This window comes from Flavobacteriales bacterium, from assembly GCA_021739695.1.
Taxonomy (GTDB): domain Bacteria; phylum Bacteroidota; class Bacteroidia; order UBA10329; family UBA10329; genus UBA10329.
This window is the reverse complement of sequence record JAIPBM010000007.1, coordinates 1-25,242: the sequence shown is the minus strand read 5'-3', so window position 1 is coordinate 25,242 and position 25,242 is coordinate 1. Positions and strand designations below refer to the sequence as shown.

The 25,242-nt window shown below is 45.0% G+C and carries 21 protein-coding genes; 10 read left to right on the top strand and 11 right to left on the bottom strand.

What is annotated here, in order from left to right; translation table 11 throughout:
* Positions 1-78 precede the first annotated feature (78 nt).
* Positions 79-3,060, top strand: a complete 2,982-nt coding sequence (gene dnaE, locus K9J17_05835; GenBank protein ID MCF8276239.1) for a DNA polymerase III subunit alpha — start codon at positions 79-81, stop codon at positions 3,058-3,060.
* 188 nt (positions 3,061-3,248) lie between these two features.
* Here the strand turns inward: dnaE and K9J17_05830 are convergent, their stop codons facing one another.
* The 10 genes from K9J17_05830 to K9J17_05785 all read right to left on the bottom strand — a co-directional run bounded on the left by K9J17_05830 (position 3,249) and on the right by K9J17_05785 (position 13,781).
* Entirely contained in the window at positions 3,249-3,857 is a 609-nt protein-coding gene (locus K9J17_05830; protein ID MCF8276238.1) for a tetratricopeptide repeat protein, read from the bottom strand.
* A 2-nt stretch (positions 3,858-3,859) separates the two neighbouring features.
* Complete coding sequence (locus K9J17_05825; GenBank protein ID MCF8276237.1) at positions 3,860-5,038, bottom strand: tetratricopeptide repeat protein; 1,179 nt, start codon at positions 5,036-5,038, stop codon at positions 3,860-3,862.
* Positions 5,023-7,161: an urea transporter gene (locus tag K9J17_05820; GenBank protein ID MCF8276236.1), complete on the bottom strand. Its 2,139-nt coding sequence runs from the start codon at positions 7,159-7,161 to the stop codon at positions 5,023-5,025. The genes K9J17_05825 and K9J17_05820 overlap by 16 nt, the downstream gene beginning before the upstream one ends.
* A gap of 232 nt (positions 7,162-7,393) precedes the next feature.
* Positions 7,394-8,752 carry a hypothetical protein gene (locus K9J17_05815; GenBank protein MCF8276235.1) on the bottom strand — a complete coding sequence of 453 codons (1,359 nt, stop codon included), beginning with the start codon at positions 8,750-8,752 and terminating at the stop codon, positions 7,394-7,396.
* A 45-nt stretch (positions 8,753-8,797) separates the two neighbouring features.
* Entirely contained in the window at positions 8,798-9,160 is a 363-nt protein-coding gene (locus K9J17_05810; GenBank protein MCF8276234.1) for a four helix bundle protein, read from the bottom strand.
* 46 nt (positions 9,161-9,206) lie between these two features.
* Positions 9,207-10,277 carry an ATP-grasp domain-containing protein gene (locus tag K9J17_05805; GenBank protein MCF8276233.1) on the bottom strand — a complete coding sequence of 357 codons (1,071 nt, stop codon included), beginning with the start codon at positions 10,275-10,277 and terminating at the stop codon, positions 9,207-9,209.
* A gap of 2 nt (positions 10,278-10,279) precedes the next feature.
* The gene (locus tag K9J17_05800) at positions 10,280-10,528 is read right to left on the bottom strand and encodes a PqqD family protein (GenBank protein MCF8276232.1); all 249 of its coding nucleotides are present in this window, start codon (positions 10,526-10,528) and stop codon (positions 10,280-10,282) included.
* Between the two features lie 125 nt (positions 10,529-10,653).
* A complete protein-coding gene (locus K9J17_05795) occupies positions 10,654-11,229 on the bottom strand; it encodes a helix-turn-helix transcriptional regulator (protein ID MCF8276231.1) in 576 nt (191 codons plus the stop codon).
* A 127-nt stretch (positions 11,230-11,356) separates the two neighbouring features.
* Complete coding sequence (locus tag K9J17_05790; GenBank protein ID MCF8276230.1) at positions 11,357-12,112, bottom strand: hypothetical protein; 756 nt, start codon at positions 12,110-12,112, stop codon at positions 11,357-11,359.
* Between the two features lie 115 nt (positions 12,113-12,227).
* Positions 12,228-13,781: a hypothetical protein gene (locus tag K9J17_05785; GenBank protein MCF8276229.1), complete on the bottom strand. Its 1,554-nt coding sequence runs from the start codon at positions 13,779-13,781 to the stop codon at positions 12,228-12,230.
* A gap of 43 nt (positions 13,782-13,824) precedes the next feature.
* On the opposite strand from K9J17_05785, the gene K9J17_05780 reads away from it, so the two are divergent.
* Positions 13,825-14,514 carry a response regulator transcription factor gene (locus K9J17_05780; GenBank protein ID MCF8276228.1) on the top strand — a complete coding sequence of 230 codons (690 nt, stop codon included), beginning with the start codon at positions 13,825-13,827 and terminating at the stop codon, positions 14,512-14,514.
* A 117-nt stretch (positions 14,515-14,631) separates the two neighbouring features.
* Positions 14,632-16,716: a penicillin acylase family protein gene (locus K9J17_05775; GenBank protein ID MCF8276227.1), complete on the top strand. Its 2,085-nt coding sequence runs from the start codon at positions 14,632-14,634 to the stop codon at positions 16,714-16,716.
* A gap of 46 nt (positions 16,717-16,762) precedes the next feature.
* On the opposite strand, the gene K9J17_05770 is transcribed toward K9J17_05775, so the two are convergent.
* The gene (locus K9J17_05770; GenBank protein ID MCF8276226.1) at positions 16,763-18,502 is read right to left on the bottom strand and encodes a Na+:solute symporter; all 1,740 of its coding nucleotides are present in this window, start codon (positions 18,500-18,502) and stop codon (positions 16,763-16,765) included.
* A 244-nt stretch (positions 18,503-18,746) separates the two neighbouring features.
* On the opposite strand from K9J17_05770, the gene K9J17_05765 reads away from it, so the two are divergent.
* The 7 genes from K9J17_05765 (at position 18,747) to K9J17_05735 (ending at position 25,095) form a co-directional block, all read left to right on the top strand.
* The gene (locus tag K9J17_05765; GenBank protein MCF8276225.1) at positions 18,747-19,592 is read left to right on the top strand and encodes a transketolase; all 846 of its coding nucleotides are present in this window, start codon (positions 18,747-18,749) and stop codon (positions 19,590-19,592) included.
* A gap of 108 nt (positions 19,593-19,700) precedes the next feature.
* Positions 19,701-21,089, top strand: a complete 1,389-nt coding sequence (locus tag K9J17_05760) for a VWA domain-containing protein (GenBank protein ID MCF8276224.1) — start codon at positions 19,701-19,703, stop codon at positions 21,087-21,089.
* A gap of 1 nt (position 21,090) precedes the next feature.
* Positions 21,091-22,044 carry a transketolase family protein gene (locus tag K9J17_05755; GenBank protein MCF8276223.1) on the top strand — a complete coding sequence of 318 codons (954 nt, stop codon included), beginning with the start codon at positions 21,091-21,093 and terminating at the stop codon, positions 22,042-22,044.
* A gap of 9 nt (positions 22,045-22,053) precedes the next feature.
* Complete coding sequence (locus tag K9J17_05750; GenBank protein MCF8276222.1) at positions 22,054-22,599, top strand: sigma-70 family RNA polymerase sigma factor; 546 nt, start codon at positions 22,054-22,056, stop codon at positions 22,597-22,599.
* Between the two features lie 58 nt (positions 22,600-22,657).
* A complete protein-coding gene (locus tag K9J17_05745; GenBank protein MCF8276221.1) occupies positions 22,658-23,131 on the top strand; it encodes a hypothetical protein in 474 nt (157 codons plus the stop codon).
* A 1-nt stretch (position 23,132) separates the two neighbouring features.
* Positions 23,133-23,603: a hypothetical protein gene (locus K9J17_05740; protein MCF8276220.1), complete on the top strand. Its 471-nt coding sequence runs from the start codon at positions 23,133-23,135 to the stop codon at positions 23,601-23,603.
* Positions 23,604-23,808: 205 nt separating this feature from the next.
* Positions 23,809-25,095 (top strand): citrate synthase, encoded by a 1,287-nt coding sequence (locus K9J17_05735; GenBank protein MCF8276219.1) that lies wholly within the window; start codon positions 23,809-23,811, stop codon positions 25,093-25,095.
* Positions 25,096-25,242 lie beyond the last annotated feature (147 nt).

The window sequence follows — 25,242 nt, the reverse complement described above, 5'->3', positions numbered from 1 at the left end:
GTCGATAATATAGACTTAATGAAGCGTTGAAGTGATGAAGCCTCATGTCTTAATACTAAAATCTAACATCTGCACTAAGTGCTCACCAACTGCCACTCATATTACAGTTTCCATTACGGAACGGTAAGACCTGAAGAACTGCTCAAGATCGCGGTTCGAGCGGGAGCACGGTCTGTGGCGTTGACCGATGTGAATTCTTCAGCCGCGTGTTTGGAGTTTCTGCGCCACGCCCGCGAGTTCGATCTTCATCCTGTTGTTGGTGTCGATTTCAAAGTAAAAACACAGACCAAGTATGTGGCGCTGGCGCGAAATAATGAAGGCTACAGAGAGATCAACAAGCATCTTTCGCAGCAGTTGATGTATAACGAAGAGGTTTTAAACGAAGCGCCAGAATTCTCCCACGCTTACACCATTTATCCGCTTGCGAACGCTACAAAAAGAAAGCTGAAGGAAAACGAATTTGTGGGTGTTGCACCAAGCGAACTGATGCGCCTGCGGTTTTCGCCATGGGTAGATCAGAAGGAAAAACTGGTGGTGCTACAACCGATGACTTTCCGTAGCAAGCACGATTTCAACACACATCGACTGCTACGCGCCATCGACCAGAATTGCCTTCTGAGCCGATTGCCTATTGAACAGCAAGCCACCGAGAAAGACACGTTCTGGAGTTGCGATATGCTGCGCGATGCCTTTGCCGAATTCCCACACATCATCCAAAACACTGAACGGCTTTTGCAGGATTGCAAGGTGAATTTCGAGTTCGGCAATTATGCTGTTTCGAACAATCAACGGCATTTTTTGGGTTCGTTTCAAGAGGACAAAGAGAGACTGGAACAACTCTGCCAAGACAATTTGAAATACCGATATCCGAACGTGAACCGAACGGTTTTGGAGCGCTTGCAAAAGGAGTTGGACATTATCGAACAGAAAAAGTTCTTCAGCTACTTTCTCATCAACCACGACATTGTCAACTACGCCAAGCGACAGGGTTATTTCCACATTGGGCGCGGCAGCGGTGCCAACAGCATGGTAGCCTATATAATAGGTATCACCGATGTGGACCCCATCGAGCTCGACCTCTATTTCGAGCGTTTCATCAATCCATCGCGGAAAAATCCGCCCGATTTCGACATCGATTTCTCGTGGCGCGACCGCGAGGATGTGACACGCTACATTTTCGAGCGTTATCCGAAAGCCGCGTTGCAGGGTTCTTATTCGACCTTCAAAGACCGTTCGGTGAACCGTGAATTGGGAAAGGTTCTTGGCCTTCCGGCCGAAGAGATTGACCGACTGAATGATCGCTATTTGGATGTGAATTCGCTCGACCATCTCTCGAAATTGGTGTTGAAATACGGTTTCCGAATTCAAAGTTTCCCCAACCACACCACGGTGCATTCCAGCGGAATTCTCATTCCCGAACTCGATATTCATTCGTACAGCGCCACGTTTTTGCCGCCCAAAGGTTTTCCTACCACGCAGTTCGATATGCACGTGGCAGAAGATGTAGGATTGCACAAATTCGACATTCTCGGACAGCGCGGTTTGGGCAAGATCAAAGATTCTATTTCCATCATCAGGGAGAACCAAGGTGTGGAAGTGGATGTGCACGACATTCCACGTTTCAAGGAAGATCCGTCCATCAAAAAACTACTGAAACACGGCAAAACGGTCGGTGCCTTCTATGTGGAATCGCCCGCCATGCGGATGTTGCTCACAAAATTGAAAGCAGAAGACTACAACCGTTTGGTGGCGGCCAGTTCCATCATTCGTCCGGGTGTTTCTAAAAGTGGCATGATGCGCGAGTACATTCTGCGGTTTCAGGATGAAGCAAGACGAAAAGCAGCCGAGGCCGAATTGCCCGAAATGTATGCCATTCTGCACGACACTTTTGGCGTAATGGTCTACCAGGAAGATGTGCTGAAAGTGGCGCACATTTTTGCAGGTCTTACGCTTGAAGAGGCCGATGTGCTGCGCAGAGGTATGTCGTGGAAATTCCGTGAGCGCAACGAATTCGGAAAGATCAAAGACCGGTTTTTCAATAATTGTATTGCCAAAGGTCATCCGCAGGAAACCATTCAGAAAATCTGGGAACAGATTATGAGTTTCGGAAATTTTGCTTTTGCTAAAGGCCACTCGGCCAGTTATGCCGTGGAGAGTTTCCAAGCGCTTTTCCTCAAGGCACATTATCCGCTCGAATACATGGTGGCCACCGTGAACAACGGTGGCGGTTTCTACTCGCAGGAACTCTACTTGCACGAAGCAAAAATGCACGGAGCAATCATCAATCTGCCCTGCGTGAATCGCAGCAATAGCGGAGCAACTATCTACGGAAAGGACATTTTCATTGGCTTGGAAATGATTGCTGGTTTTGAAGCCGGAACGATGAAACAGTTACTCATTGAACGCCACCAGAATGGTGTATTTCAAGACCTACGCGATGTAGCAAAACGTGTTCCTATTTCATTGGAACAGTTGCGAATTCTCATCCGAGTTGGAGCGCTTCGTTTTACTGGGTTGGATAAAAAGGCGCTGCTGTGGGATGCTCATTTTCTGCTCGGTCACACCAAGGTTTCTAAACCAGAAAAGAAGTTGTTTGATGCCGATGTGAAGGAATTCAAATTGCCCGAACTCTGGTATCACAAACTCGAAAACGCGTATGATGAAATGGAATTGTTAGGTTTTCTGGTCACCATTTCGCCTTTCGATTTGATTGACCGAACGGGATTGCCGACCACAACCGCAGCTGAAATTCATCAGCGCGTGAACGAAACGGTAGAGATCATCGGTTATCGCGTTCACATTCGCGGCACGCACACAAGCGATGGCAAGTACATGACCTTCGGCAATCTCATCGACCTAGAAGGGCAATGGATCAATAGCGTTCAGTTTCCGAATGTTGCTACGCGCTATCCGTTCCGTGGACCGGGCATTTACAAACTGCGTGGCAAAGTGACCGAGGAATTCGGGCATATCAGTCTGGAAACAAGCTATGTGGAACGTATTCCGAATTTGAGCATTGAAACTCCGAATACGCGTGTGGCAGATTCGGCTTTGGCTTGAAAAAGCGAAGGTGTTTCAGACCGGGCTGCGTTAGGGATGGAAGCGGCATCCTTTTTCCCAAAACCACTCGATCGTTCTTCGATACGCCATTAGCTTACGACAATCGGTACTCAGAATGACCACCTCGTGTTTTGGGAAAAAGATAAAGCGGACAGCCCGACCTGATCTTTTATCGGGAACGCCCTGAATTACTTTATCAAAGAAAGTCCTTCGATGGCTGATTGATCGTCTGGTGAAAGCAGCAAAACCTTATTGAAAAGCACTTTTGCTTCGCGCATTTTACCCATTTTGAGGCTTGTCCAAGCCATCATGAGATTGAAGTCGTAATCGAATGGATAGAGGTTGAAACCGACCTGAAAATGCTGCAATGCTTTATCAAATTCTTCCCGTCCGTAATAGATCAGGCCAAGACGATAATGTGCCTGTGAATTCTTGGCATCAATGCGAAGAATGCTCTCATACTGGTTTTTAACCTGATCCCAATTTCCGACCGCTGCAGCTGGGTAAACGTAGCCGAATTTGGCTTCAACAGAAGCAGGCATCAGGTCGATGGCTTTGGTGTAATAGGCCATGGATTCGGTGAAGAGTCCGGCCGAATAATGCAGCCAGCCCAAACGCAAATTGGTTTCGTATGAGGTTTCGGAATACACTGCTTTCAGGTCTTTGATAGCAGCTGTGAAATCGCTTTTGGTCTCGTTGGCGTAGCTCTTCTTAAAAGCAACCTGCAGATCAGTTGATTGAGCCAAGCTACCAAAGGAAATACCGATGCAAACTGCGAATAAAACGATGTTTTTCATGTTCAGAAATTATAGTTCAAACCTACATAGAATGAGTGGAAATTGTACGGATCGGAAATGTTGGCAATGCCCAATTCGCCCAAGCGGTAATATTGACGGGATTCGATAGAATACGTCAGAGAAAGCGCAAGTTTAGGAAGAGGATAGAAAACGGGGCTCAGTGACCATTTCCAATTCAATCTGTCAACACTATTATTGGCAAAATCAAGGCCGATATCTTCAAATACCAATACCTGATGATTCCAGTTGAAGGATGAACTCAACCAAACTTTTTTGAACAACTGTCCGCCAATGGTTTGCTTCACGAATGGATTTGGGGCCGCACCGCCAAAATTGTAACCACCAGATGTGATGGAATACAATTTCAAGTTGTGCAGCGGATACCAGGTAAAAGAACCACCAACCATGTATTTAGTCGTGTCCGTATCTTGGAAATAGCCACCGATAAGTGTGGTATTCATGTTTCCGAATTGCTGACGGACCGCTAAGGTTGCACTCAGGTCGTAAACCTTAAAGCCATCTGTTTGCCAGTATTGCATAACGAACGAAGGCGCGATGGTGGTGTGTTTCGCGACTTGAATTCCCACCGTGGCCAAATACCCGACCTGCCAAACGGTTGAGTTCAATCTATTGATAAAAGAAGTGCGTGTTTGGTTGAGATAACTGACACCATGATGGAGCGTAATTCGCTTCCCGATCTGATGGTCGAGGTAAGCAGAAACATACGGCATGTTGCCTACAAAATTCTGCGAAGTGGACACGCGGTAACCTCCCAACGCAGAAATGGCCGTGAAGAATTTCGGTTTAATTACTTGAATCGTGTCTTGCTCCGGTGGCGACATCTGACCGCTTTTGACCAAAGCGGTGGAAACATTGCCTGCATAATAAGAAGACCAGTAGCTGTAGCGCTTGGAAAAGACATCGCCACTATTGAACTCCAGCGCTTTTTCAAATTCCTTTTCGGCCTGATGAAACCTACCCAATTGATAGTTGGCATAACCATTCCGAACGCGGATATAGTAGTAATCGGCTCCTGCTTTTCTGGCCAGTTTTCCTAGCTCAATCACCTGCTGCCAATCGCCTTTCATGTAGGCATCATACTGCGCCTTATCCGACCATTCCTGAGAATGGCCAAGCAATGCAAAAAGCACAAATAATAAGGTGACTACCGCACTTCGCATGAGTACACTTTTTCTTTACCGTTCTGAGATATAGCGAACTTGGAAATACCTACGTGAGAGAACTCGATGTGAAAGTTTTTCTTAAGTCTTGTACCTCCTAATGCTTTCACGGAAAGCTCGGAATTGAGCTTGGCCCATTCAGGCTCGATGGCATCATCCATTTCTGAATAGCTCAATTCGTAATCTGCTTTTACAACAGGATAAAATGGCGAAACCAGATCGAGCATTCCTTTCAGAACTCCCGAATAGATGGCATCTACAGGAAAATGGTCTGTGATCTTCAGATCCTGATAAAATCCGAGCATCACTTTATAGAGTCCAGTATAGAATTGGAACAGCGGTGAAGCGTGATTGCCGATGTATTTGGTAAAATAGAACAGCGTCTCGTTGTTCACGAAATAAGCAACCGCCTCCGTTTGATGGCAATAGATATAAGTATAGTTGTAAGCATCCGTAAACACTTCCCACTCAAACTTTTCGCCTTCCGATTCGAGATGAATATGCATTCCTGGAATGAAGGCAAATGCCTTTTTAAGCAGCGGATTCACTTTCACATTGGAAATGATCTGTCCTTCTTTCGGATAATCGTATGAATGAAACCGTTGACCATCAGCCGTTTTCTCCATGTAGTAAGCAAGCGGGTATTTCAAGGTCTTGCTACCGATGTATGGCGTGGTCTGCATTTGGAAATGAATATGCGGTTCTGGCGAACGGCCAGAATTTCCTAATGCGGCCAACACTTGTCCTTTCTTGATATGCTCTCCAACTTCCACTTTCACACTTCCGTGCTTCAAGTGGCTGAGTTTGGTGTATAAACCTTCTCCGTGCTGAATAACAACCGTGTTTCCCCAATTCTGCTTTAGGTTCACTTCACCGATCTGGTTATCGTCCACATCGTTCTCAACCGAAACCACCCAACCCGCCTGTGGCGCCATCACCGGACGACCGTAACCGTAAAAATCCTCCAGTCTCGTTCCCGAATCCTTATAGGTTTTGTGCTGCTCATCTTCCACAACAAAATCAAAGGCTTCTTTCCATTCTCCCTTATGCGTTATATCGCCATCATGTCCTTGCGAAATGGTCCATTCGCCATAAAAAGGAAGGTAAATATGGAAGTAGGTATCGTTGGCATAACGCTCTTTCTGATTGAGGAATCGGTACAGATTTACTTCTGGAGAATAGGACTGTTCCACGATGGGAGTCAGACCTCGCGGAGCCAACCTCAACTTCAGAACATATAATGTAATAAGTACAAGTACGTTATATGGAAGTGAATAAATCGGGAGTTGAACCACGGTGAAAAGATTGCCGATGGCAGCAATCAGAATGGCGATGATAGGAGATGCCAATGCCACAAGCAAAAACGATCCGCGCGATGGAATGATGAAAAATCCGCCCAAAGCAATGGCCGACAGAATGAAGTTGAACCCAATGTAACTGTAGTGCAAATGCGAGAACTGCCCTTGCATGAAACCGAAGAACAGGTAGCCGCTAAAAAAACCGACCAGCGATAGCAGAAATGCGATGCGCGAAAAGCGAATGAGGCCGACCATGATCACCAATCCGGCCAAGATGTTAAACTGAAAGAAGATGGCGCCCAGCGATCGGAGGTACACATCTATAATGTCTGGAATTGGCAGATTCTCCATCATATCATAGAAGTTGACCAGCGTTTCGCCTCCGTACGACCACAACTCGTTGATGGTGTAAATGCCGCGTTCGGTAAGATGCAATCCAGCAAATTCGCGACCTACCAAATGGATTGTCCAAACACCGAAAAGGAACGGAATGCTCATTATCGGCAATCCGTAGACCTTCAGTTGTGCATTGATAGCCAATGTGAAAAAGAGCGTGAACACGGACATCAGCACGAGCAAGAGCATGAACGGCACATTCATGTCGAAATACACGGCCATCACCATTCCAACCATGACGCTGTTGAAACTGTACATTCCTTCGCGAATGTTCTTGTGATCAAAGCCCAAGAAATATGCAGTCAGAATAGCGATTACGCCAGCAATAATGGCGCTTATGCCTACATAAGGATCAATGAACGAGCATAAGAGTAGAACAACGGCAAATACCTTATCGAGGCTGAAAAAAATCTGGGAGTAACTGTGCAACAGTCCCTCCCAGATCAATTTCCAAGTGTATCTATTAGAATCTCTCAAGTTTAGAAATCAACTAATTGAATATCTGATGAAAATCCTCCGCCTCGTTCCTCGGCACCTCCTTTAAAAGGAGGATGGAGTTCAGTCCCCGTTTCAAAGGGGGTGACGCAAAAGTGGAGCTTGCAGAACTTTTGGGACGGGGGATTGACATCTCGCAACTGGAAACTCGCAACTCGTAGCTCATTCATAATTTAAACTCTTTCAGGTACGCAGGCATTTGCTCCTGCTGATCGATATTGTCGAGCGTTTCGCGCTTTCGGATAATGTGCGGTTTGCCGTCAAGGTCAATCATCACAACTGCTGGACGCAATGCAATAAATTGCATCCATTGGGTCATGTTGTAAGCACCTACGGTATGCACAACCACATGGTCGCCTCGTTTCAATGGCGGAAGCGTCACATTCTCGCGCACCACGTCAATGTTCATACACAGCGGGCCGTACATAACCGAATCTTCGGTATGATGGCTGAACTCCTGCGCAGGACTGATCTTGTGGTCATACCAGAACGAAGTGAACAGAATATTTACGCCAAAGTCCATGATCGTGGCTTTTCGTCCATCGCTCAATCGCTTATTTGAAATAACCGAACCAAGCAAAGAACCAGCTTCATCAATCATTGCCCGACCTGTTTCCAGAATCAACAATGGCAATTCGTCCTCCACAAAACCAGCATTCATGATGGCGGTTGAAATCGCCTCAGCATAATCATCAAAGCTTGGTGATGTATCTGTTCCTGAAAGAAAAGAACCCTTCAGCGTATTGGTAGAGGCAAAACCTCCGCCCATATCTATGTACTGGATCTTCTTATCGTATTTTTTCTGAATGCTCAAGGCCAATTCAGAGAGTTTTCTGGCAGCAACCCCGTAAGCATTGGCAGTAAGCATAAACGTTCCGATATGTGCATGCAATCCTACCAGATCCATTCTATCGCTAAGAACTATCTTATTGATAGCGTCCCAAGCTTGTCCGTTCTCATAATTGAAACCGAATCGGTCCCACATTGGGTAGATTCCTGTGTCCATGTTTACACGTATGGCCACTTTGGGACGAATTCCTGTCTCCTCGCACATTTCTGTGAGCGTGTAAAGCTCATCCAAGTGATCGATGTGAATGAGTGATTTATTCTCAATTGCCAACTTCAACTCTTCAACAGTTTTGTCTGGTCCGTTGAAGATGATCTTCGAACCAGGAACTCCATTCTTCAGCGCTTTCAGGTATTCAAATCCAGAAACTACTTCTGCCCACGAACCCAACTTGTGGTAAACGTTGCAAACCGCATTGATGTAGTTGGTCTTGTAGCTCCAGGCAAATTGAACCTTTGGATAGCGTGTATTGAAAGCACGATTTGCCGCTTGGTACGTTTCGTGAATCGTTTTCTGTGAGATTACAAACAACGGAGAACCGTACTCTGCCATCAGATCTTTCACGGCACAATCATCGATATGCGTTACTGGTTCGTACTCCGTCTTAGTACCGAACTTGTTCATCACTCCAGTATTCAGCCTTCTGATTATTGGCCTTTCATAGCGCTGCTTTTCCATGTTTTCTGAGTTTCTAGTTGCGAGTTTCCAGTTGCGAGAATGCGTTTAATCTTGTTTTGCGCGAACTGCTTTTTGCAGTCCAATTATCATTTTCTGTATTTCCAATACTTCCTGTATCATTCCGTTCAGGTCTGTTTGGGCGAGCGATTTTCTTCTTTGACAAATAAGCAGTTGCGTTTCCAATTCAAAACTTGAACCTAAGGCAATGTCTAAAAAGTGGGCAAAATCCTTACTTGTCTTTCTTCCAGCACCTTCCGCAATATTTGATGGAATGGAGACGGAACAACGACCGACCTGGTTTGACAGAATCCATTGTTCTGCTCGCGTCATATTTTCAATCAGGTCGAAAACCTTATCCACAACATCCATTGACCTTTGCCAAACAATCAATTTCTTGAAATCTTTCATCTTTCTTCGGTTAATTCTCGTGACTCGAAACTCGCAACTCGTTACTCTAAGAAGCCTTTCGCTTCTTTGGTCCAAGCTCTCCAGTTGTAGAAATCTCCTCGAACTCCTTCATGTCTACGATCATGTCCCACGAATAGCGGATGAACATTTTTCCGACTTCGTAACTGTCATACGGTTTCACCTTTTCTCCTAATGACATTTTTACCAATGCTTCGGGAAGGTTCTGACCGCAACCATTTGCGAGGTAAACCCATGCTGGGAATCGTGGATTGATCTCGAGCAGGTAATATTCATCATCGCTGGTTTTGATGTACTCGAGCTCCATTCCGCCTCGCCATTTTGAACTTGCTATCATCGATTTAGCTTCGGATAGTAAGCCTTCATCATCCAAACTCACTCCTGCCCAAGCTTTGCCTTTGTCAGTAATGTATTGCTTGCGCATGGGCACCGCGCCTATCATATTGCCTTCGCCATCGCCAAGAGCAATGATGTTCACTTCTGTTCCATAAACGAACTGTTGAATGACAATCGGCAGTCCCCACTTGGCAGCTATCTTGTTGAAATACGTGGCCACCTGTTCTTGATTGTAGGCAATATGGGCATCGTAAAACTGACCTTTCACTACAATCGGATAGGTAAAATCCTGTGCCAACTTTGGAATTTCCGCGGTGGAAAAGATCATTTTGCTTTTCGGAACAAGCATGCCATGCTTCTCTCCGAACTCTTCGAGATTCACCTTATGGCGCGCCTCAAATTGCTCTAAGGTTGGAAGGAAGGTTTTGATTCCCAATTCGCTTTCCATCCGATCTGACAACTTGATGAAGTTGAACAGTTCTGCATCGAAGTTTGGAATCAGCACATCAATATTCTCTAATGAGTTGATGTAAGCGATTCGTCCGAAGATCACTTCTGTTCCAGATTTCGGAAATGGAATCTGATAAACATGATCCACCATTTCGTGCATGTAAATGCCCGGTTCAAGGGTTTCGTAGCTCAGACCAATAATCCGAACCTCGAATTCTTCGCTGTCGCGCAAGGCCCTGATCACGGGAATTCCCGGTCCTGGACTATCGATGTTGTTCAGCCCCGTAACGGCTATGGTCAGTTGCTTTTTCATGATTACGATGCGTCAAGAAGTTTGTATTGGCCCAACATTTTCAGGAAGTCGTAATAATCCTTGTCAAAGGTTTCTTCGTCCACGTCATACCTGTCGATAACGGTAGTTTTCACCTCTTTTTCGCCCTTACCGTCTTTCAACAATTTGAGAATGTCGGTTCCGACAGAATTAAGGGAGAACGAATCGCCAGTGGTAGGGTTGAAAACGAACCCTGACTCGCTGATTGCAATGTTTTTCTTTAGGCTTATCATGACTTCTGATTTTTAGTTGTCCGATTGTATTAGGTCAAAGTAACAGACTTGAAATCGGACGGGAATTACAGTTTTATAACTTGGTTGTGTAAGATTCACACAAGCAGATGATTGAGGTTAATCCTTTAAATGAGCTTGTCCAGCGGAATACGCTGACCACCTTGTCCATCCTTGAACTGTTTAGGCGTTACATCGGTAACCTGCTTGAATTGATTACTCAGATACTGAACACTACTGTATCCCATTTGATAGGATATTTCACTGAGCGTTAAATCTTTGTAACTCAAGAGTTCCTTTACCCGCTCAATCTTAAGTAGAATGATGTACTTCTCGAGCGTTGTGCCGGTCTGTTCAGAAAAAATGCGACTAAGTTGATGATAAGGCATTCCAGTGCGTTCGCTCAAGTGATCTGAATTACGGATAAGCGAATTGGCATTATTTCCATGATAGAACAGCTCGATTGAAGCAGCTTTTATCATCTCCAGTTGTTTCTGTCCATCGTCTTCCACCAATAGAAATCCAATGGATGGAAGTGCATCGATGAACTGTGCCAATTGTCTTTCATCTTCGTAACCTACCACTGCACGGCCAAGCGAAATACGTTCCACTTCTTCCATATCCAACGAACGCAACATTTGCCTAACGGCTAGAATGCAACGACTGCTGACCATGTTCCTGATGAAGAGCTCCTCCGTTTTCATTTGAGGACAAATTAAACCCTATTACTTAAAACACGGTTTATAAAATTTGAATGTAACTTAATGGTTTCTGCAAAAAAAAGAGGCCGACCTCCGAAGAAGCCGACCTCACCCACATTGTTCCAATCAATTATTCGATAGTAATAGATTGTGTTTTTACTGTTTCAGTTACGAAATAGAAATCCTTGCCCGATTTTGTGGCCATCTCCCATCTGTAAGGAGCCACTTGCATGAAGCTTGCACCTGTTCCCATGGTATTGATCTCTGCTTCCGTGAAGGTGCTGGAGGTTGAGTTTCCAGGTTCGGTATGAGAAATTCCACCAAGCATGAAGAAGACCGAATCGGCACCAGAAATATTGGCAACCGTGAGCACGTAATCTCCTGTTCCGGGAATGGTGGTTGCGCTAGTGATCGCACCAAGCGTTGGAAAACCGATATTGGTCGTGTGCGAGAATGCCGGTACACCGGAAGAACCGCCTACTTCCCAGCTTGGATTTCCGCTGAAATCAATTCCTGTTGGGTTTGTCTGCGTGGGAGAGTTGTAGTAAGCATTGTTTTCTGCCCGCGTCAAAGTTTCGCCTTCCAGCGTAATGGTTCCAGCATCGATCAGATTACTGTAATCCAACGCATTGGTAAAGCCTGCCGAACCCAAACCAAGCACGATCTCCTGAATTGGCACACCAAATCCAGGATCGAATGTGGTAACGGTTTTTATAGCGGCTAGCGTGCCGTATCCTACTCCGAAAGTAGGAGTTGGCGGGTTGCTTGCTGGGTCAGTCGGTGTTTCGGGTGTTTCATCTGTATTACAAGACGTAATTGAAAAAGAAACGGCTCCTGCCAAGACAAGGAATCGTCCCCATTTTAAAGTGCTACTTAGTGCGCTCATGTTGGTTTATTTAGGGTTAGATTTTTAGTTTGAGCTGCAAATTTGAGAATGCATGAGAACGTGCGATTACGAGTTTGACCGTAATCGCCTACGTAAATAACCGTAGTTGCCTTTGCTAAAGTGCTTGGAATTCGGTAAGAACCAAGCTTCCTTGCTGATGTATAATTGGACCCAATTCTGAGCTGAATTGGCAGGTTTCGAGGTTGTCCAACCTCAGGTCGATGTGCTTACTTGTGCCGCGATAATTTCTATTCTCATAGCGCTTGATCGCATTTTCGCGGGCATCAATTCCTTCGATATTATCCAAAGAAACTCCGTAGATCTCTTTGAAATCTTCATACCAAGGCAGCATGAAAAACGGCTCGTGAATAATGGCCCTGAAATGAATAGGCATGCTTCGTTTGGCTTCGCACGAGAAACTATCATCAACTGGCGAAACCAGAACAGTAACATCCTTTGCTGTATTGTCAGCTATCCACAAGTGCATCTTTTCAAGATCCGTTTGAACCCGATTTCCGACCACATACTTATGCTGAAATTTCTCGGGCAGGTATTTTGAGTTTGTGATTGCCACTATCAACACCGTAAATAGGACAACCGAAAAAGGTAAAACGTAGTTCCTCACTTTATGAAAGGGAAAAAATCCCGAAAGCAATTGTCCGAGCAAGCCTGCTACCATAATGGCGTTGAATGCCCCGATCCAAACGGTTGTCTTAAACCATTGCGTCTTTCCAAAAGCGTGTATTCCAATCAATTCCAAACCAACCCAATAGACGAACATGCCGAGCACCGCAAGCCCTACGAAAGACACGTAAAGGCCACGGTCTTTAGGTCTTGCAATTACGTAGCTGACGAGTCCAAGCACCAGCAATCCTACAAACTTGATGTAATGCGTTACTGGGAAAAGCGAAGGCAGAAAGTGATGATAGTTGCGGAAACGATAGAGGATTTCGTAGTAAAGTTCTTTGTCAAATCCTTCTTCGCCCAGTAATTGGTGTTGAACGGCAGGAATAAGGATTGTCAGCGCCAAGGCCAAGTAAGGCAAACTCAAGTTCAGCACATTTCTCACATTTCGACAAACGAAAAGCTCATATCCAGAGAGGAGAAGAAAAACCTGCAAACCCACCAATGGCTGAAACAGCGAGGCCAATCCGAGTAGCAATCCTGCAAAAACCCGTTTATGCCGAAGAAATTGCAGCATAGCAAAACTCGATACTCCTTTTGCAATGGTGCTTGAAATGAAGCTTGCGTACATCACATGGTTGCCACCAACCGTGAAGTTGTAAAACACTAACAAGGCAAGTAACGGAGCCAAAATCATGGCCCATCGGTCGTTAAAAAACGCCTCGGCAATACAAGAAAACGAGTAAGCCATTAAGGCAACAAAACAGAAATTGAGAATGAAAAGTCCCCATTCTAAACCGATTGTCTGCGCTACATGCAAGACAAGTTTCTCGTAATAGATGCGTATGGTGAAAATGGAATTGCTTGCGTTCACAAAATAATCGTGCGGATAAAGTTCCGAGTCGAGCATTTGGTAAACCTGCGGCAAATGTTCCGCTTGGTCTGCCGTATTGAACTGGTAACCTTGAACAAATAGAAATAGGGCAGCCAAAAAGCAAGCGTACCCTAAAACAGGTAAAGAACTTCCGAAAAGGCGTTGGCTCATTCTGCGGTTAAAATTACCGTTAATTTTAGCGGACAAGATGAGCATGAACAAACGCATTCTTCTGGTAGAGGACGAAGAAAGCCTCCAAGACATCATCAAGCTGAACTTGGAGTTGGAGGGCTACGAAGTATCGGCTGTTTCCAACGGCAAGATTGCATTGGAAGAGTTTGCCCGAAAACGATTTGATCTGGTGATTTTGGACGTGATGTTGCCCGAAGTGGACGGATTCACTATTTGTCAGACCATCAGGCTGGAAAACACGAAGGTTCCGATACTCTTCTTAACGGCAAAAAGTTCGGTGGAAGATCGCGTATTCGGCCTCAAGATCGGTGGCGATGACTACCTCACAAAACCCTTCAATCTGGATGAGTTCCTGTTGCGTGTTCAAGCATTGCTGAAACGCGGTGGAAATGATCTGGACCGTTCGGTCAGTTCCTTCCAATTTGGGAGCTGCAGCATCGATTTCGGTTCTTATACCATTACGGATAAAGACGGGAACGATCATCCGCTCTCGAAACGTGAAATGAAACTCCTTCGTCTTTTTGTTGAACGCAGAAACGAGGTGCTTTCTCGCGAGACGATCTTAGAAACTGTTTGGGGTTATGATGCGTTTCCATCCACGCGCACCATCGATAATTATATCCTCGCCTTCCGAAAGTACTTTGAGGCAGACCCGAAATATCCGAAGCACTTTCTCTCGGTTCGGAGCGTAGGCTACAAGTTTGTAGCTTAGTAGCATTTCGCGGTTATCTCATTAACCTAGCGTTAAGATTCTAAGTTCATTCAGCAATCTGTTGGTCGTAGAGATCAAGGACTTATTTTCACGCATCATTAAACAACCCCTTATTCTATGTTGATCAGAATTCTTCTTTGCCTTTCCTTCATTGGTTGGCTCCCTGTATTTTCTCAGACCATCAACCCCAAAGATGTTACCATTATCAGAGACACCTTTGGTGTTCCGCACATTTATGGCAAGACCGATGCAGATGCCGCTTACGGATTGGCCTACGCGCATTCTGAAGACAACTTTGCAGACATTCAGGAAGCAGTAATGGCCGGAAAAGGACTGTTGGGCAGTTTTAAAGGCAAAGACGGAGTGCTGTTCGATTTTGGCTTGCAATTGCTACGGGTAGATTCGTTGGTGGATGCCACATTTGAAAGAGACCTGTCGCCTGCTTTCCGTGCTGTGCTCGAAGGTTACGCGCAAGGATTGAACGACTATGCAACGGCACATCCTAAAGAAGTTCTGTTAAAAAAGGCATTTCCGGTAACAGCCAAAGACCTGACAAAAAGTTCAACATTAAGCGTGGCGCTGATGGCAGGAACTGGCATGGCACTAAAGGCGATAAACGAGAATCGTATTGAGGAATTTTTTGGTTCGAACGAATTCTTCGGCACGGGTTCCAACGCTTTTGCAATAGATGCAAAACACATGGATGATGGGAACGGATATCTGCTCGTCAACTCGCATCAGCCCATTGAAGGAAGATTTGCCTGGTACGAAGCACACATGGTAAGCGAAGAAGGTTGGAATATGGTTGGCGGAACATTTGCTGGAGGCTCCACCATTTTTGTGGGCTCGAACCCAAAATTGGGATGGGCGCACACAACCAATTACCATCAGTTTGGCGATGTGTACAAACTGCAGATCAATCCAGAAAACAAGGATCAATATCGATACGATGGTAAATGGGTCAACTTCAGACACGATAAAGTACAACTGAAGGTGAAAGTGATCGGAATGGTGATTCCCGTTTCCAAAAAAGTGAAATACAGTACTTACGGACCTGTTTGGGAAACGAAGCACGGCACGTTTGCCTTCCGTTTTCCTGGATATATGCACATAGCTGCTGGGCAACAGTGGTACGAAATGAACAAGGCGCAAAACTTCGATGAGTTCAAAACGGCCATAGAAAAGCAGTCGATTCCACTTTTCAATATCATTTACGCAGATGCAGAAGGAAACATCATGATGCACTCTGGTGGTCAGGTTCCAGACCGAGACCCGAAGCTGAATTGGTCACCTCCGATTACATCAGATAATCCTGCGTACAAATGGACCAAGCTGCTTGACTTTGATAAGATTCCAAATGCAACGAATCCGGATTGCGGATACGTATACAATGCAAATAATACTCCGCTGCATTGCACTGGTGAGAGTTGCAATTGGGATCAAATGTTTCCTGGGGTGCAGACCTTCGAGTATAATCGTGGCGAGCGATTCGGCTATTTGTTCGAACAACATGGCGATGCCAAATACACCGAGTACGATCTTACTAAGATCAAGTATGATGCAGCTTATCATCCCGATGGAAGTTACAGCACGCACTTTGCGGAAATGTATGCCCTTGACGAGGCAAAGTATCCAGACATTGCTGATGCCATCCGTTCGCTAAAAGCGTGGAATTGGAAAGGAGATGACATTACAGATGTGCATGCTGGATTGGCCATGGTGGTGCACGACAACTTGATGCATGAACTCGATGGCCCGTTTGCGCTGCTGATGATTCGGAAAGAACACGTTTCAGAAGAAATGGCTGTGGAAGCCATTCGAAAAGCCAAGAAATTTCTAATAAAAACGCACGGAACCATCGATGTGCCGCTTGGCGAACTTCAGCGTTTGGTGCGCGGAAACAAGAGTTTTCCGGCACACGGACTTCGCGAAGTGCCTCGTGCTACGGACACCAAATTATATGATAAGAAGAATGGGATTTACAAGGTAACTGGTGGTGATGGCTACATTCAAGAAGTGCGTTTCGTAAACGGAAAAGCAGAAGTGAAAACAGTCAACGCTTATGGTGCTTCAAGTCATCCAGAAAGCAAACACTATACTGATCAGATGGAACTGTTCACCAATCATGAATACAAATCCATGCCATTGTATAGAGCGTCAGTCGAGAAGATGGCAGAACGAACCTACCATCCTGGAGAATAACGGTTTAGTCGTGCCGTGATACTTCTGATAGGAAATAAAAAGCTCGTCAGAACTTCTTCCACAATTTAGCCAATAGCGCAAGGCAAAGGGCCGAGGAAAGACCTAAGGAAAAACCAGCGATTGTGTTGCCATAAATGAACGAACCCGTGGCGAAAAGCGCGGTGTAAACCACCACACAACCAAGGAACATCCCGAAAATCTGTAGAGGAAGATTTCCCGTGACTACTGCTTGAGAAGATCGGAAATTTTTCCATCCAACTGTTGGATTGACATGGACACAGAATGCACGAAGCGTTTCGTCCGTTTCGGGTTGCGTTAGAAAAGTAACGGCAAGCCAACCAACGGTGGTGATGCCTACACCTACAACCAATTTGAAATTCGCTGGTACGAGTTCAGGAGCAATTATTTCGAGTACAATCGCCACGATGAATGAAATGACCATTCCACTAATTTCTGTCCAAGCATTGATGCGCCACCAGAACCAACGGAGAATGAAGATCAAACCTGTTCCAGCACCGATCTGCATCAGAATATTGAAGGCCTGCAAGGCATTGGTCAGCAACAGCGCCATCAGCGCAGCAAAAACCATCAGCAGTACAGTAGAAATTCTACCTACCATCACAAGTTCTTTTTGCGAAGCCTCTGGCTTTACAAAGCGCTGATAAAAATCGTTGACCACATACGAACTTCCCCAATTGAGATGTGTGGAAATGGTACTCATAAAAGCTGCAACCAACGAGGCGATCACCAAGCCAAGTAATCCGGCAGGCAGCAACGTTAGCATGGCAGGATAAGCAAGGTCATCATTGATAATGTTTGCATCGATGTTGGGAAATGCGTTTTGAATGCTATCCAAGGTTGGAAAAACCACCACAGAACAAAGCGCAATGATGATCCACGGCCAAGGTCGCAAAGCATAATGCGCCATATTGAAAAATAGCGTGGCGCCCATCGCATTCTGTTCGTCTTTTGCGGCCAACATACGCTGCGCGATATAGCCACCGCCACCAGGCTCAGAACCAGGATACCACACGCTCCACCATTGCACCGCAAGGGGAATGATCAGTAGCGGAATAAGACTTTCTGTGTCTGAAAAATCGGGTAGGAAGTTCGTGAGCGAAGCCACTTCTTCGTGTGCTAGTAGCGCGTCCAATCCGCCAACTTGCGGTAGGTCAAGCAAAACCACTGCTGCCCAAATAGTGCCGATCATGGCCAAAATAAACTGAAAGAAATCGGTGATGAGAACACCACGCAAACCACCCATCGAGCTATATGCAACAGTAACAACACTGGCAATAAGCAAGGTCTGTGCTGGCGTAAGACCAAGCATGACCCCGCCAATTTTAATTGCCGCTAAACACACCGTGGCCATGATCATCACGTTGAAAAACACACCTAGATAAATGGCTCGGAAACCACGAAGGAACGCTGCGCTTTTTCCGCCATAGCGTATTTCGTAGAATTCCAGATCGGTGAGCACACCCGACCTGCGCCAGAGTTTGGAATAAACAAAAACCGTCAGCATTCCAGTAAGAAGAAATGCCCACCAGACCCAGTTGCCCGATACACCGTTCTTTCGGACAATATCAGTTACAAGGTTGGGTGTATCGGCAGAAAATGTGGTTGCCACCATCGAAACGCCCAAAAGCCACCAAGGCATATTTCTTCCCGATAGGAAAAACTCAGCCGAACTGGAACCCGCTTTGCGCGAAACAAGAATTCCAATTACGAGCGAAACGAAGAAGAAGGCCGCGATGATGGACCAGTCGAGGGTGGATAGTTGCATGATGAAAAGTAGCAGTAAGAAATGGATCGGTTTGGGCGGAAAAGGTCAAAGTTTCAACAACGGATGTTGAATTAGGCTGGGCAGAAAAATGCTCGAATATGAGCATATGAAATGCAGTCTTGAATACCTTCATACACCGTTCAATCATCAAAAATAGACTGATTCCGATTTTCAAAAGTTATCAACGTTGCTTTGCCTGCCCTGTGGCTTCGGCTACTTTTGAACCGAACCAATCTGAAGCCCCATGCCATCTACTGAAGAACTGAATCGTATTTGTTCTCAAACACGAAGAGATATTGTCAGAATGGTTCATGCTCCGGCCTCTGGTCATCCTGGAGGTTCGTTGGGTTGCGTTGAATTCTTCGTGTCGCTGTATTACGAGATCATGAAGCCGAATCCATCCAATTTTGAAATGGATGGAACGGGCGAAGACCTATTCTTCCTTTCAAACGGTCATATTTCACCAGTTTGGTACAGCGTTTTAGCGCGCTACGGATATTTCCCTGTGAAAGAACTTTCCACATTTCGTTTTCTGAACACGCGTCTTCAAGGTCATCCAACCACACACGAAGGTTTGCCAGGTATACGAATGTCGTCCGGCTCGTTGGGTCAAGGACTTTCTGTGGCAATCGGTGCTGCACATGCCAAGAAACTCAATGGCGAATCCAAGTTGGTTTACACGCTTCATGGAGATGGCGAATTGCAAGAAGGTCAAATTTGGGAAGCGCTGATGTACGCTTCAGCCAAAAAGGTTGACAATATCATTGCTACGGTTGACGTTAATGGAAAGCAGATCGATGGCAGCACGGATCATGTCTTGAACATGGGAAGTTTGAAAGCGAAATTCGAAGCATTTGGCTGGAAGGTTTTCTCTTGCGATGGAAACAACATGGACGATCTGCTTAAAACAATGGCTGAATGTAACGCAGCTACTGGCAAAGGAGTTCCGGTTATCAATCTCATGAAAACTGAAATGGGTATGGGAGTTGATTACATGATGGGAACGCACAAGTGGCACGGAGTAGCACCAAATGATGCCCAACTGGAAGTGGCGCTGGCTCAACTGGAAGAAACACTGGGAGATTATTGAAAGGGAGGTGTAAGGCGTAAGTATGGAGTGGTCGTGCTTCAAAAGCTAATTTTGAAACGGTAATTATTAATTCTTCATTTCTAACTTTTCATTAAATCCGTGTTCCTTTTGAGGAAACATATTTCTGTTCTGATGTTAGGTCTTGGGTTGCTACTCATAGCTAGCTCCAATTCGCTTGCGCAGGAAAAAGAGAAGCCACTCAACCGAATTTTATTTGTTTTTGATGGTTCCCAAAGCATGTTTGGCCATTGGGAAAGTGGGATGAAAATTGACATTGCCAAGCAACTTCTGAACGAGCTGTTGGACAGCTTGAAAAATGTTGATAATCTGGAGCTTGCGCTTCGTGCTTATGGACATCAAAGTCCATTCATTTCAAGCACCCAGCGCGATTGTAAGGACACAAAATTGGAAGTGCCGTTCAATGGTGGAGGTGCTTGGGAGATCAAAAAAGCCTTAGAAAGAATTCAGCCGAAAGGCACCACGCCAATTGCGTACAGTTTAGAACAATCTGCCAAGGATTTCCCGCCATGTAGCAACTGCCGCAACATGATCATTTTGATCACTGATGGCATTGAGGAATGTGCTGGCGACCCATGCGCTGTATCATTGGCACTCCAATCCAAAGGTATTGTGCTGAAACCATTCGTGATCGGTATTGGGCTTGACCTTGAACTCGTTGATCGATTCAAGTGCATCGGCAATTACTTTAATGCACAGAACGAACGCTCGTTCAAAGACATTCTGAACGTGGTTATCTCGCAGGCGTTGAACCCAACATCGGTACAAGTAAACCTACTTGATTCGAACGGAGAACCAACAGAAACGGATTTGAACATGACGTTCTACGATCTGCATTCGGGCAAAATGATCTACAACCTTATTCACACAATGAACCACAGAGGAGTTCCAGATACTTTGAGTATCGATCCGCTTGCTTCATATCGTATGAAAGTTCACACAATTCCTTCTGTTACCAAAGACAGTATTGAGTTGATTCCTGGCATTCATAACGTCATTGCATTGGATGCTCCACAAGGAGATCTGGTCGTTAAAGTACAAGGCAAGCACGATTATGAGAATCTACAGGCCATTGTGCGGCAAAAAGATGACATGAATACCTTGAATATTCAGCGCATTGATGACAAGCAACGCTACTTGGTTGGAACTTATGATCTGGAAATACTCACACTTCCAAGAATGTACGTTCCGGGTGTGAATGTGGGACAAAGCCACACAACAACCGTAGAAATTCCTCAACCTGGAATGGCGCACATCATGCGAAAAACGAAAGGCGTAGGCGATGTGTTTTTGAAAGAAGGTACGGGTCTAACCTGGCTTTATTCGCTTGATCCTGAATTAACTACAGAAAGCATTCCGTTACAGCCGGGAAGCTATAAAGTGGTTTTCAGACCAACAGGATCAAAGCGCGCTTTTTATACGACTGAACAGGATTTCACAATTTTCTCTGGCAAATCTCAACTTGTAGAACTACGATAACATGGTAATAGAAAAACTAACTGAAGACCGCGATACGCGCTCTGGATTTGGAGACGGACTGTTCGAGTTGGGACAGAAGAATGAGAACGTGGTAGCGCTTTGCGCTGACCTTATCGGGTCACTCAAAATGAATGCCTTTCAGGATGCGTTTCCTGACCGTTTTTTCCAAGTTGGAATTGCAGAAGCGAACATGATCGGAATTGCGGCAGGATTGACCATTGGTGGAAAGATTCCGTTCACCGGCACCTTTGCCAATTTCAGTACTGGCCGTGTGTACGATCAGATTCGGCAGTCAGTTGCTTACTCTGGCAAAAACGTAAAGATCTGTGCTTCTCACGCTGGTCTTACTTTGGGAGAAGATGGCGCAACGCATCAGATATTGGAAGATATTGGGCTGATGAAAATGTTGCCTGGAATGACCGTCATCAATCCTTGCGATTACAATCAAACCAAAGCAGCAACGCTTGCAATTGCCGATTATGAAGGCCCAGTTTACCTCCGTTTTGGCCGACCAAAAGTTCCGAATTTCACTCCAGAAAACGTAAAATTTGAAATTGGAAAAGCTTGGAAAATAGCAGATGGTTCTGATGTAAGCATCTTCGCTACAGGTCATTTGGTATGGAAGGCCATTGAGGCGCAGGCCATTTTGGCCGATAAAGGCGTGAGTGCCGAAATAATCAACATCCACACAATTAAACCTTTGGACGTGGATGCCATCTTAGCTTCCGTTAACAAAACAGGTTGCGCGGTGACTGCCGAAGAACACCAACGTAATGGTGGCCTTGGCGATAGTGTTGCACAAACGCTTGCTTTGCACAATCCAGCACCAATGGAAATGGTGGCAGTGAACGACAGCTTTGGAGAAAGTGGAACACCAGAACAACTGTTGGAAAAATACGGATTGAGCACAGAAAGCATTGTTGAAGCTGCATTGAAAGCCATCGCGAGGAAGTAAAACTCGCACATGACGGACGAATCGGACAGGAAATTGCTTGAACAGTTCCGAGATCCTTCGTCTCGTAATTGGGCTTTCAGTCAGCTCGTAAACAAGTATCAGGAGCGGCTGTATTGGCACATCCGCAGGATCGTCATTGAACACGATGACGCGGACGATGTGCTCCAGAATACATTCATCAAAGCCTTCAAAAATCTTGAGGGATTTCGTGCAGATAGCCAACTTTTTACGTGGCTTTATCGCATTGCAACGAACGAATCGTTGACCTTTCTAAAGAAAAAACGAAAGAACATATTCGTTTCACTTGATGATGTTTCAAACTCGCTGTCATCCAATTTGGAAGCTGACCTAGAAATGAGTGGAGACGCCATTCAATTGAAATTGCAAAGCGCCATTCTTTCGTTGCCAACCAAACAGCGATTGGTGTTTAACATGAAGTATTTTGATGAAATGAAGTATGAAGAAATTGCCGAAGTGACGGGAACTTCGGTTGGCGCACTAAAAGCATCGTATCATCACGCAGTGAAGAAAATAGAAGCATTTGTTAAGCGGTAATTCTACAGTAGGATTCAAAAATTAAACCTTTCCCAAAAATCGTTGTCAATCAATCGAAATGAAAAACACAACGGAACCAAACGAATCAACGCTTCATTTTGAAGGAGCTTCAGAATCAGATCTGACGCGGAATCCTTTCAAAGTTCCTGCTGGATATTTTGAGAACCTGGCTCCACGGGTTATGGAGAATGTTCGAGCTTCAGAAGTTGATGTTGAAAAACCCGCTATCCGTTTGACTCGATGGTTGGTTCCAAGTTTTGGAATTGCAGCAATGGCTTTAGCTGCTTGGTTCTTTTTTCTTCCAAACAAAAGCGCCACGCCTGATTTTGATACCGTCTTAGCCTCAATCTCGGTTCAAGAACTTACTTACTACGCAGATCTTCAACCCACAGAATTGGTCGGCTATGATCTGGTTGATTATAGCGATGCAACAATGACGCAAAACACTCTTTCAGAAGAAGACGTCATTGATTATCTAAACGCTGAAGAAGAAATGGAATGGAACACAATTATTGATGAAATAGAAATCTGACATGAAGAAGCTGATATTATTGACAATTGCCGTATTGCTGAACTCCATTCAGTTGGTGAAGGCTCAAGAAGAACTTGAACCATCTAAAAGAGAAAGATTGGAGGCGCTCAAAGTAGCTTATCTGACCAGCGAATTGAATCTAACGCCTGAGGAAGCTCAGCAATTTTGGCCTCTTTACAACGAGTTGGAAGGTAAGATGCAGTCGATTCGGTCAAAAAGACGCGACAATAGAATTAGCACGAAAAAGAATCAAGCAGAACTATCTGATGCGGAATTATCGGCTGCGGTAGATAAAGAACTGGCGTTTGAGCAACAAGAGCTGGACCTGAAAAAGGAATACAACGAACGATTTAAGAAGATACTCCCAATGCAAAAAGTGGTTCTATTACATGGAGCAGAGCAAGGTTTTAGAAAGGAACTACTGCGTGGTGCCAAAGACCGCACTAAAATCCCTGGTGGCCCGCCACATTAAATGGAAGGAAAATGAAGAAGACGCTGAACGATCAGCGTCTTTTTTTGTTGTAACCAAGAGGACAGGACTTGAGTAAAAAGCATTGTTAAAACATTGGTTATTCGATTGCAAAACTTGTTCAGATCAAAGGTTTATGACAATTTGAATGATTGAATTTTTCGTATAATCGCAGGACAGAAACAAAACCTTTTATTGACACAAACAAATGAGCGACAAAGCTGAGATCCGTGTAGGAGATCAAGTAATTGAACTACCGGTAATTACCGGAACGGAGAACGAACAAGGAATTGATATTCGCAAGTTGCGAGATATGACGGGTCTCATCACATTTGATAGTGGCTACAAGAATACAGGGGCAACAAGTAGCGCCATCACATTTTTGGATGGCGAAAAGGGGATTCTGAGATACAGAGGTTATCCAATAGAACAGTTGGCTGAGAAGTCAACATTTTTGGAGGTAGCATACCTATTAATATACGGTGAACTTCCGTCTAAACCGGATTTCCAAGATTGGACGGAAAAAATCACTCGACACACACTCATTCATGAAGACATGAAAGAGTTTTTTGAAGCGTTTCCAAGAAAAGCCCATCCAATGGGAGTTCTTGCTTCAAACCTTATTTCGCTTTCAACTTTCTATCCAGAAAGTCTTGATCCAGATCGCGAAGAGGAAAAAGTTGATCTGACCATCATCAGACTTATTGCCAAGATCAGCACAATTGCTGCATGGTCTCACAAGAATTCTGTTGGTCATCCTGTTGTTTATCCAAAGAACAAATACAACTACTGCGAGAATTTCATGAATATGATGTTCTCTGTTCCAACTGAAGACTACGAACCAGATCCAGTTATCGTTAGAGCCTTGGATCAGCTGCTTATTCTTCATGCAGATCATGAGCAAAACTGCTCTACTTCAACTGTGAGAATAGTCGGTTCTTCAAGAGCTAATCTTTATGCTTCTATTGCTGCTGGTGTTTCTGCACTTTGGGGTCCGCTTCATGGTGGCGCCAATCAAGCTGTCATTGAAATGTTGGAGAACATCCAAAAGGATGGCGGCAACATGCAAAAGTGGATTGATAAAGCAAAAGATAAAGACGATCCATTCCGCATCATGGGATTCGGTCATCGTGTTTACAAGAACTTTGACCCTCGCGCAACCATCATCAAAAAATCTTGCGATGATGTATTGGAGAAATTAGGTGTGAGCGATCCAATTCTTGATCTGGCCAAGCAATTGGAGCATGTGGCTCTTAATGATGATTACTTTAAAGAGCGAAATCTTTACCCTAACGTGGATTTCTACTCTGGAATCATTTACAAGGCAATTGGTATTCCAACCGAGATGTTCACGGTAATGTTTGCTATGGGTCGTCTTCCAGGATGGATTGCTCAATGGAAAGAGATGATGGCCAATAAAGAGCCGATCGGTCGTCCTCGTCAGATCTATACTGGAGCCAACGAAAGACCTTACAATCCGATGTCAAATCGATAAGAGAAGCAGCGCGTTCATTTGAACCGTTCCTTCATTGGAAATAACGAAGCCCCTCAAGTCGTAGATTTGAGGGGCTTTTCATTTTAGAGCCAGTTTCGACTTAAGATTCTGGCATAAAAAAATCCCGTTTCGCATGCGAAACGGGAT

Bases quoted from the DNA above. Each gene is read 5' to 3' on its own strand.
- K9J17_05830 (MCF8276238.1), bottom strand. From the start codon at position 3,857: ATGAAAAACATCGTTTTATTCGCAGTTTGCATCGGTATTTCCTTTGGT.
- K9J17_05825 (MCF8276237.1), bottom strand. From the start codon at position 5,038: ATGCGAAGTGCGGTAGTCACCTTATTATTTGTGCTTTTTGCATTGCTT.
- K9J17_05815 (MCF8276235.1), bottom strand. From the start codon at position 8,752: ATGGAAAAGCAGCGCTATGAAAGGCCAATAATCAGAAGGCTGAATACT.
- K9J17_05810 (MCF8276234.1), bottom strand. From the start codon at position 9,160: ATGAAAGATTTCAAGAAATTGATTGTTTGGCAAAGGTCAATGGATGTT.
- K9J17_05805 (MCF8276233.1), bottom strand. From the start codon at position 10,277: ATGAAAAAGCAACTGACCATAGCCGTTACGGGGCTGAACAACATCGAT.
- K9J17_05800 (MCF8276232.1), bottom strand. From the start codon at position 10,528: ATGATAAGCCTAAAGAAAAACATTGCAATCAGCGAGTCAGGGTTCGTT.
- K9J17_05795 (MCF8276231.1), bottom strand. From the start codon at position 11,229: ATGAAAACGGAGGAGCTCTTCATCAGGAACATGGTCAGCAGTCGTTGC.
- K9J17_05790 (MCF8276230.1), bottom strand. From the start codon at position 12,112: ATGAGCGCACTAAGTAGCACTTTAAAATGGGGACGATTCCTTGTCTTG.
- K9J17_05785 (MCF8276229.1), bottom strand. From the start codon at position 13,781: ATGAGCCAACGCCTTTTCGGAAGTTCTTTACCTGTTTTAGGGTACGCT.
- K9J17_05780 (MCF8276228.1), top strand. From the start codon at position 13,825: ATGAACAAACGCATTCTTCTGGTAGAGGACGAAGAAAGCCTCCAAGAC.
- K9J17_05775 (MCF8276227.1), top strand. From the start codon at position 14,632: ATGTTGATCAGAATTCTTCTTTGCCTTTCCTTCATTGGTTGGCTCCCT.
- K9J17_05770 (MCF8276226.1), bottom strand. From the start codon at position 18,502: ATGCAACTATCCACCCTCGACTGGTCCATCATCGCGGCCTTCTTCTTC.
- K9J17_05765 (MCF8276225.1), top strand. From the start codon at position 18,747: ATGCCATCTACTGAAGAACTGAATCGTATTTGTTCTCAAACACGAAGA.
- K9J17_05755 (MCF8276223.1), top strand. From the start codon at position 21,091: ATGGTAATAGAAAAACTAACTGAAGACCGCGATACGCGCTCTGGATTT.
- K9J17_05750 (MCF8276222.1), top strand. From the start codon at position 22,054: ATGACGGACGAATCGGACAGGAAATTGCTTGAACAGTTCCGAGATCCT.
- K9J17_05745 (MCF8276221.1), top strand. From the start codon at position 22,658: ATGAAAAACACAACGGAACCAAACGAATCAACGCTTCATTTTGAAGGA.
- K9J17_05740 (MCF8276220.1), top strand. From the start codon at position 23,133: ATGAAGAAGCTGATATTATTGACAATTGCCGTATTGCTGAACTCCATT.
- K9J17_05735 (MCF8276219.1), top strand. From the start codon at position 23,809: ATGAGCGACAAAGCTGAGATCCGTGTAGGAGATCAAGTAATTGAACTA.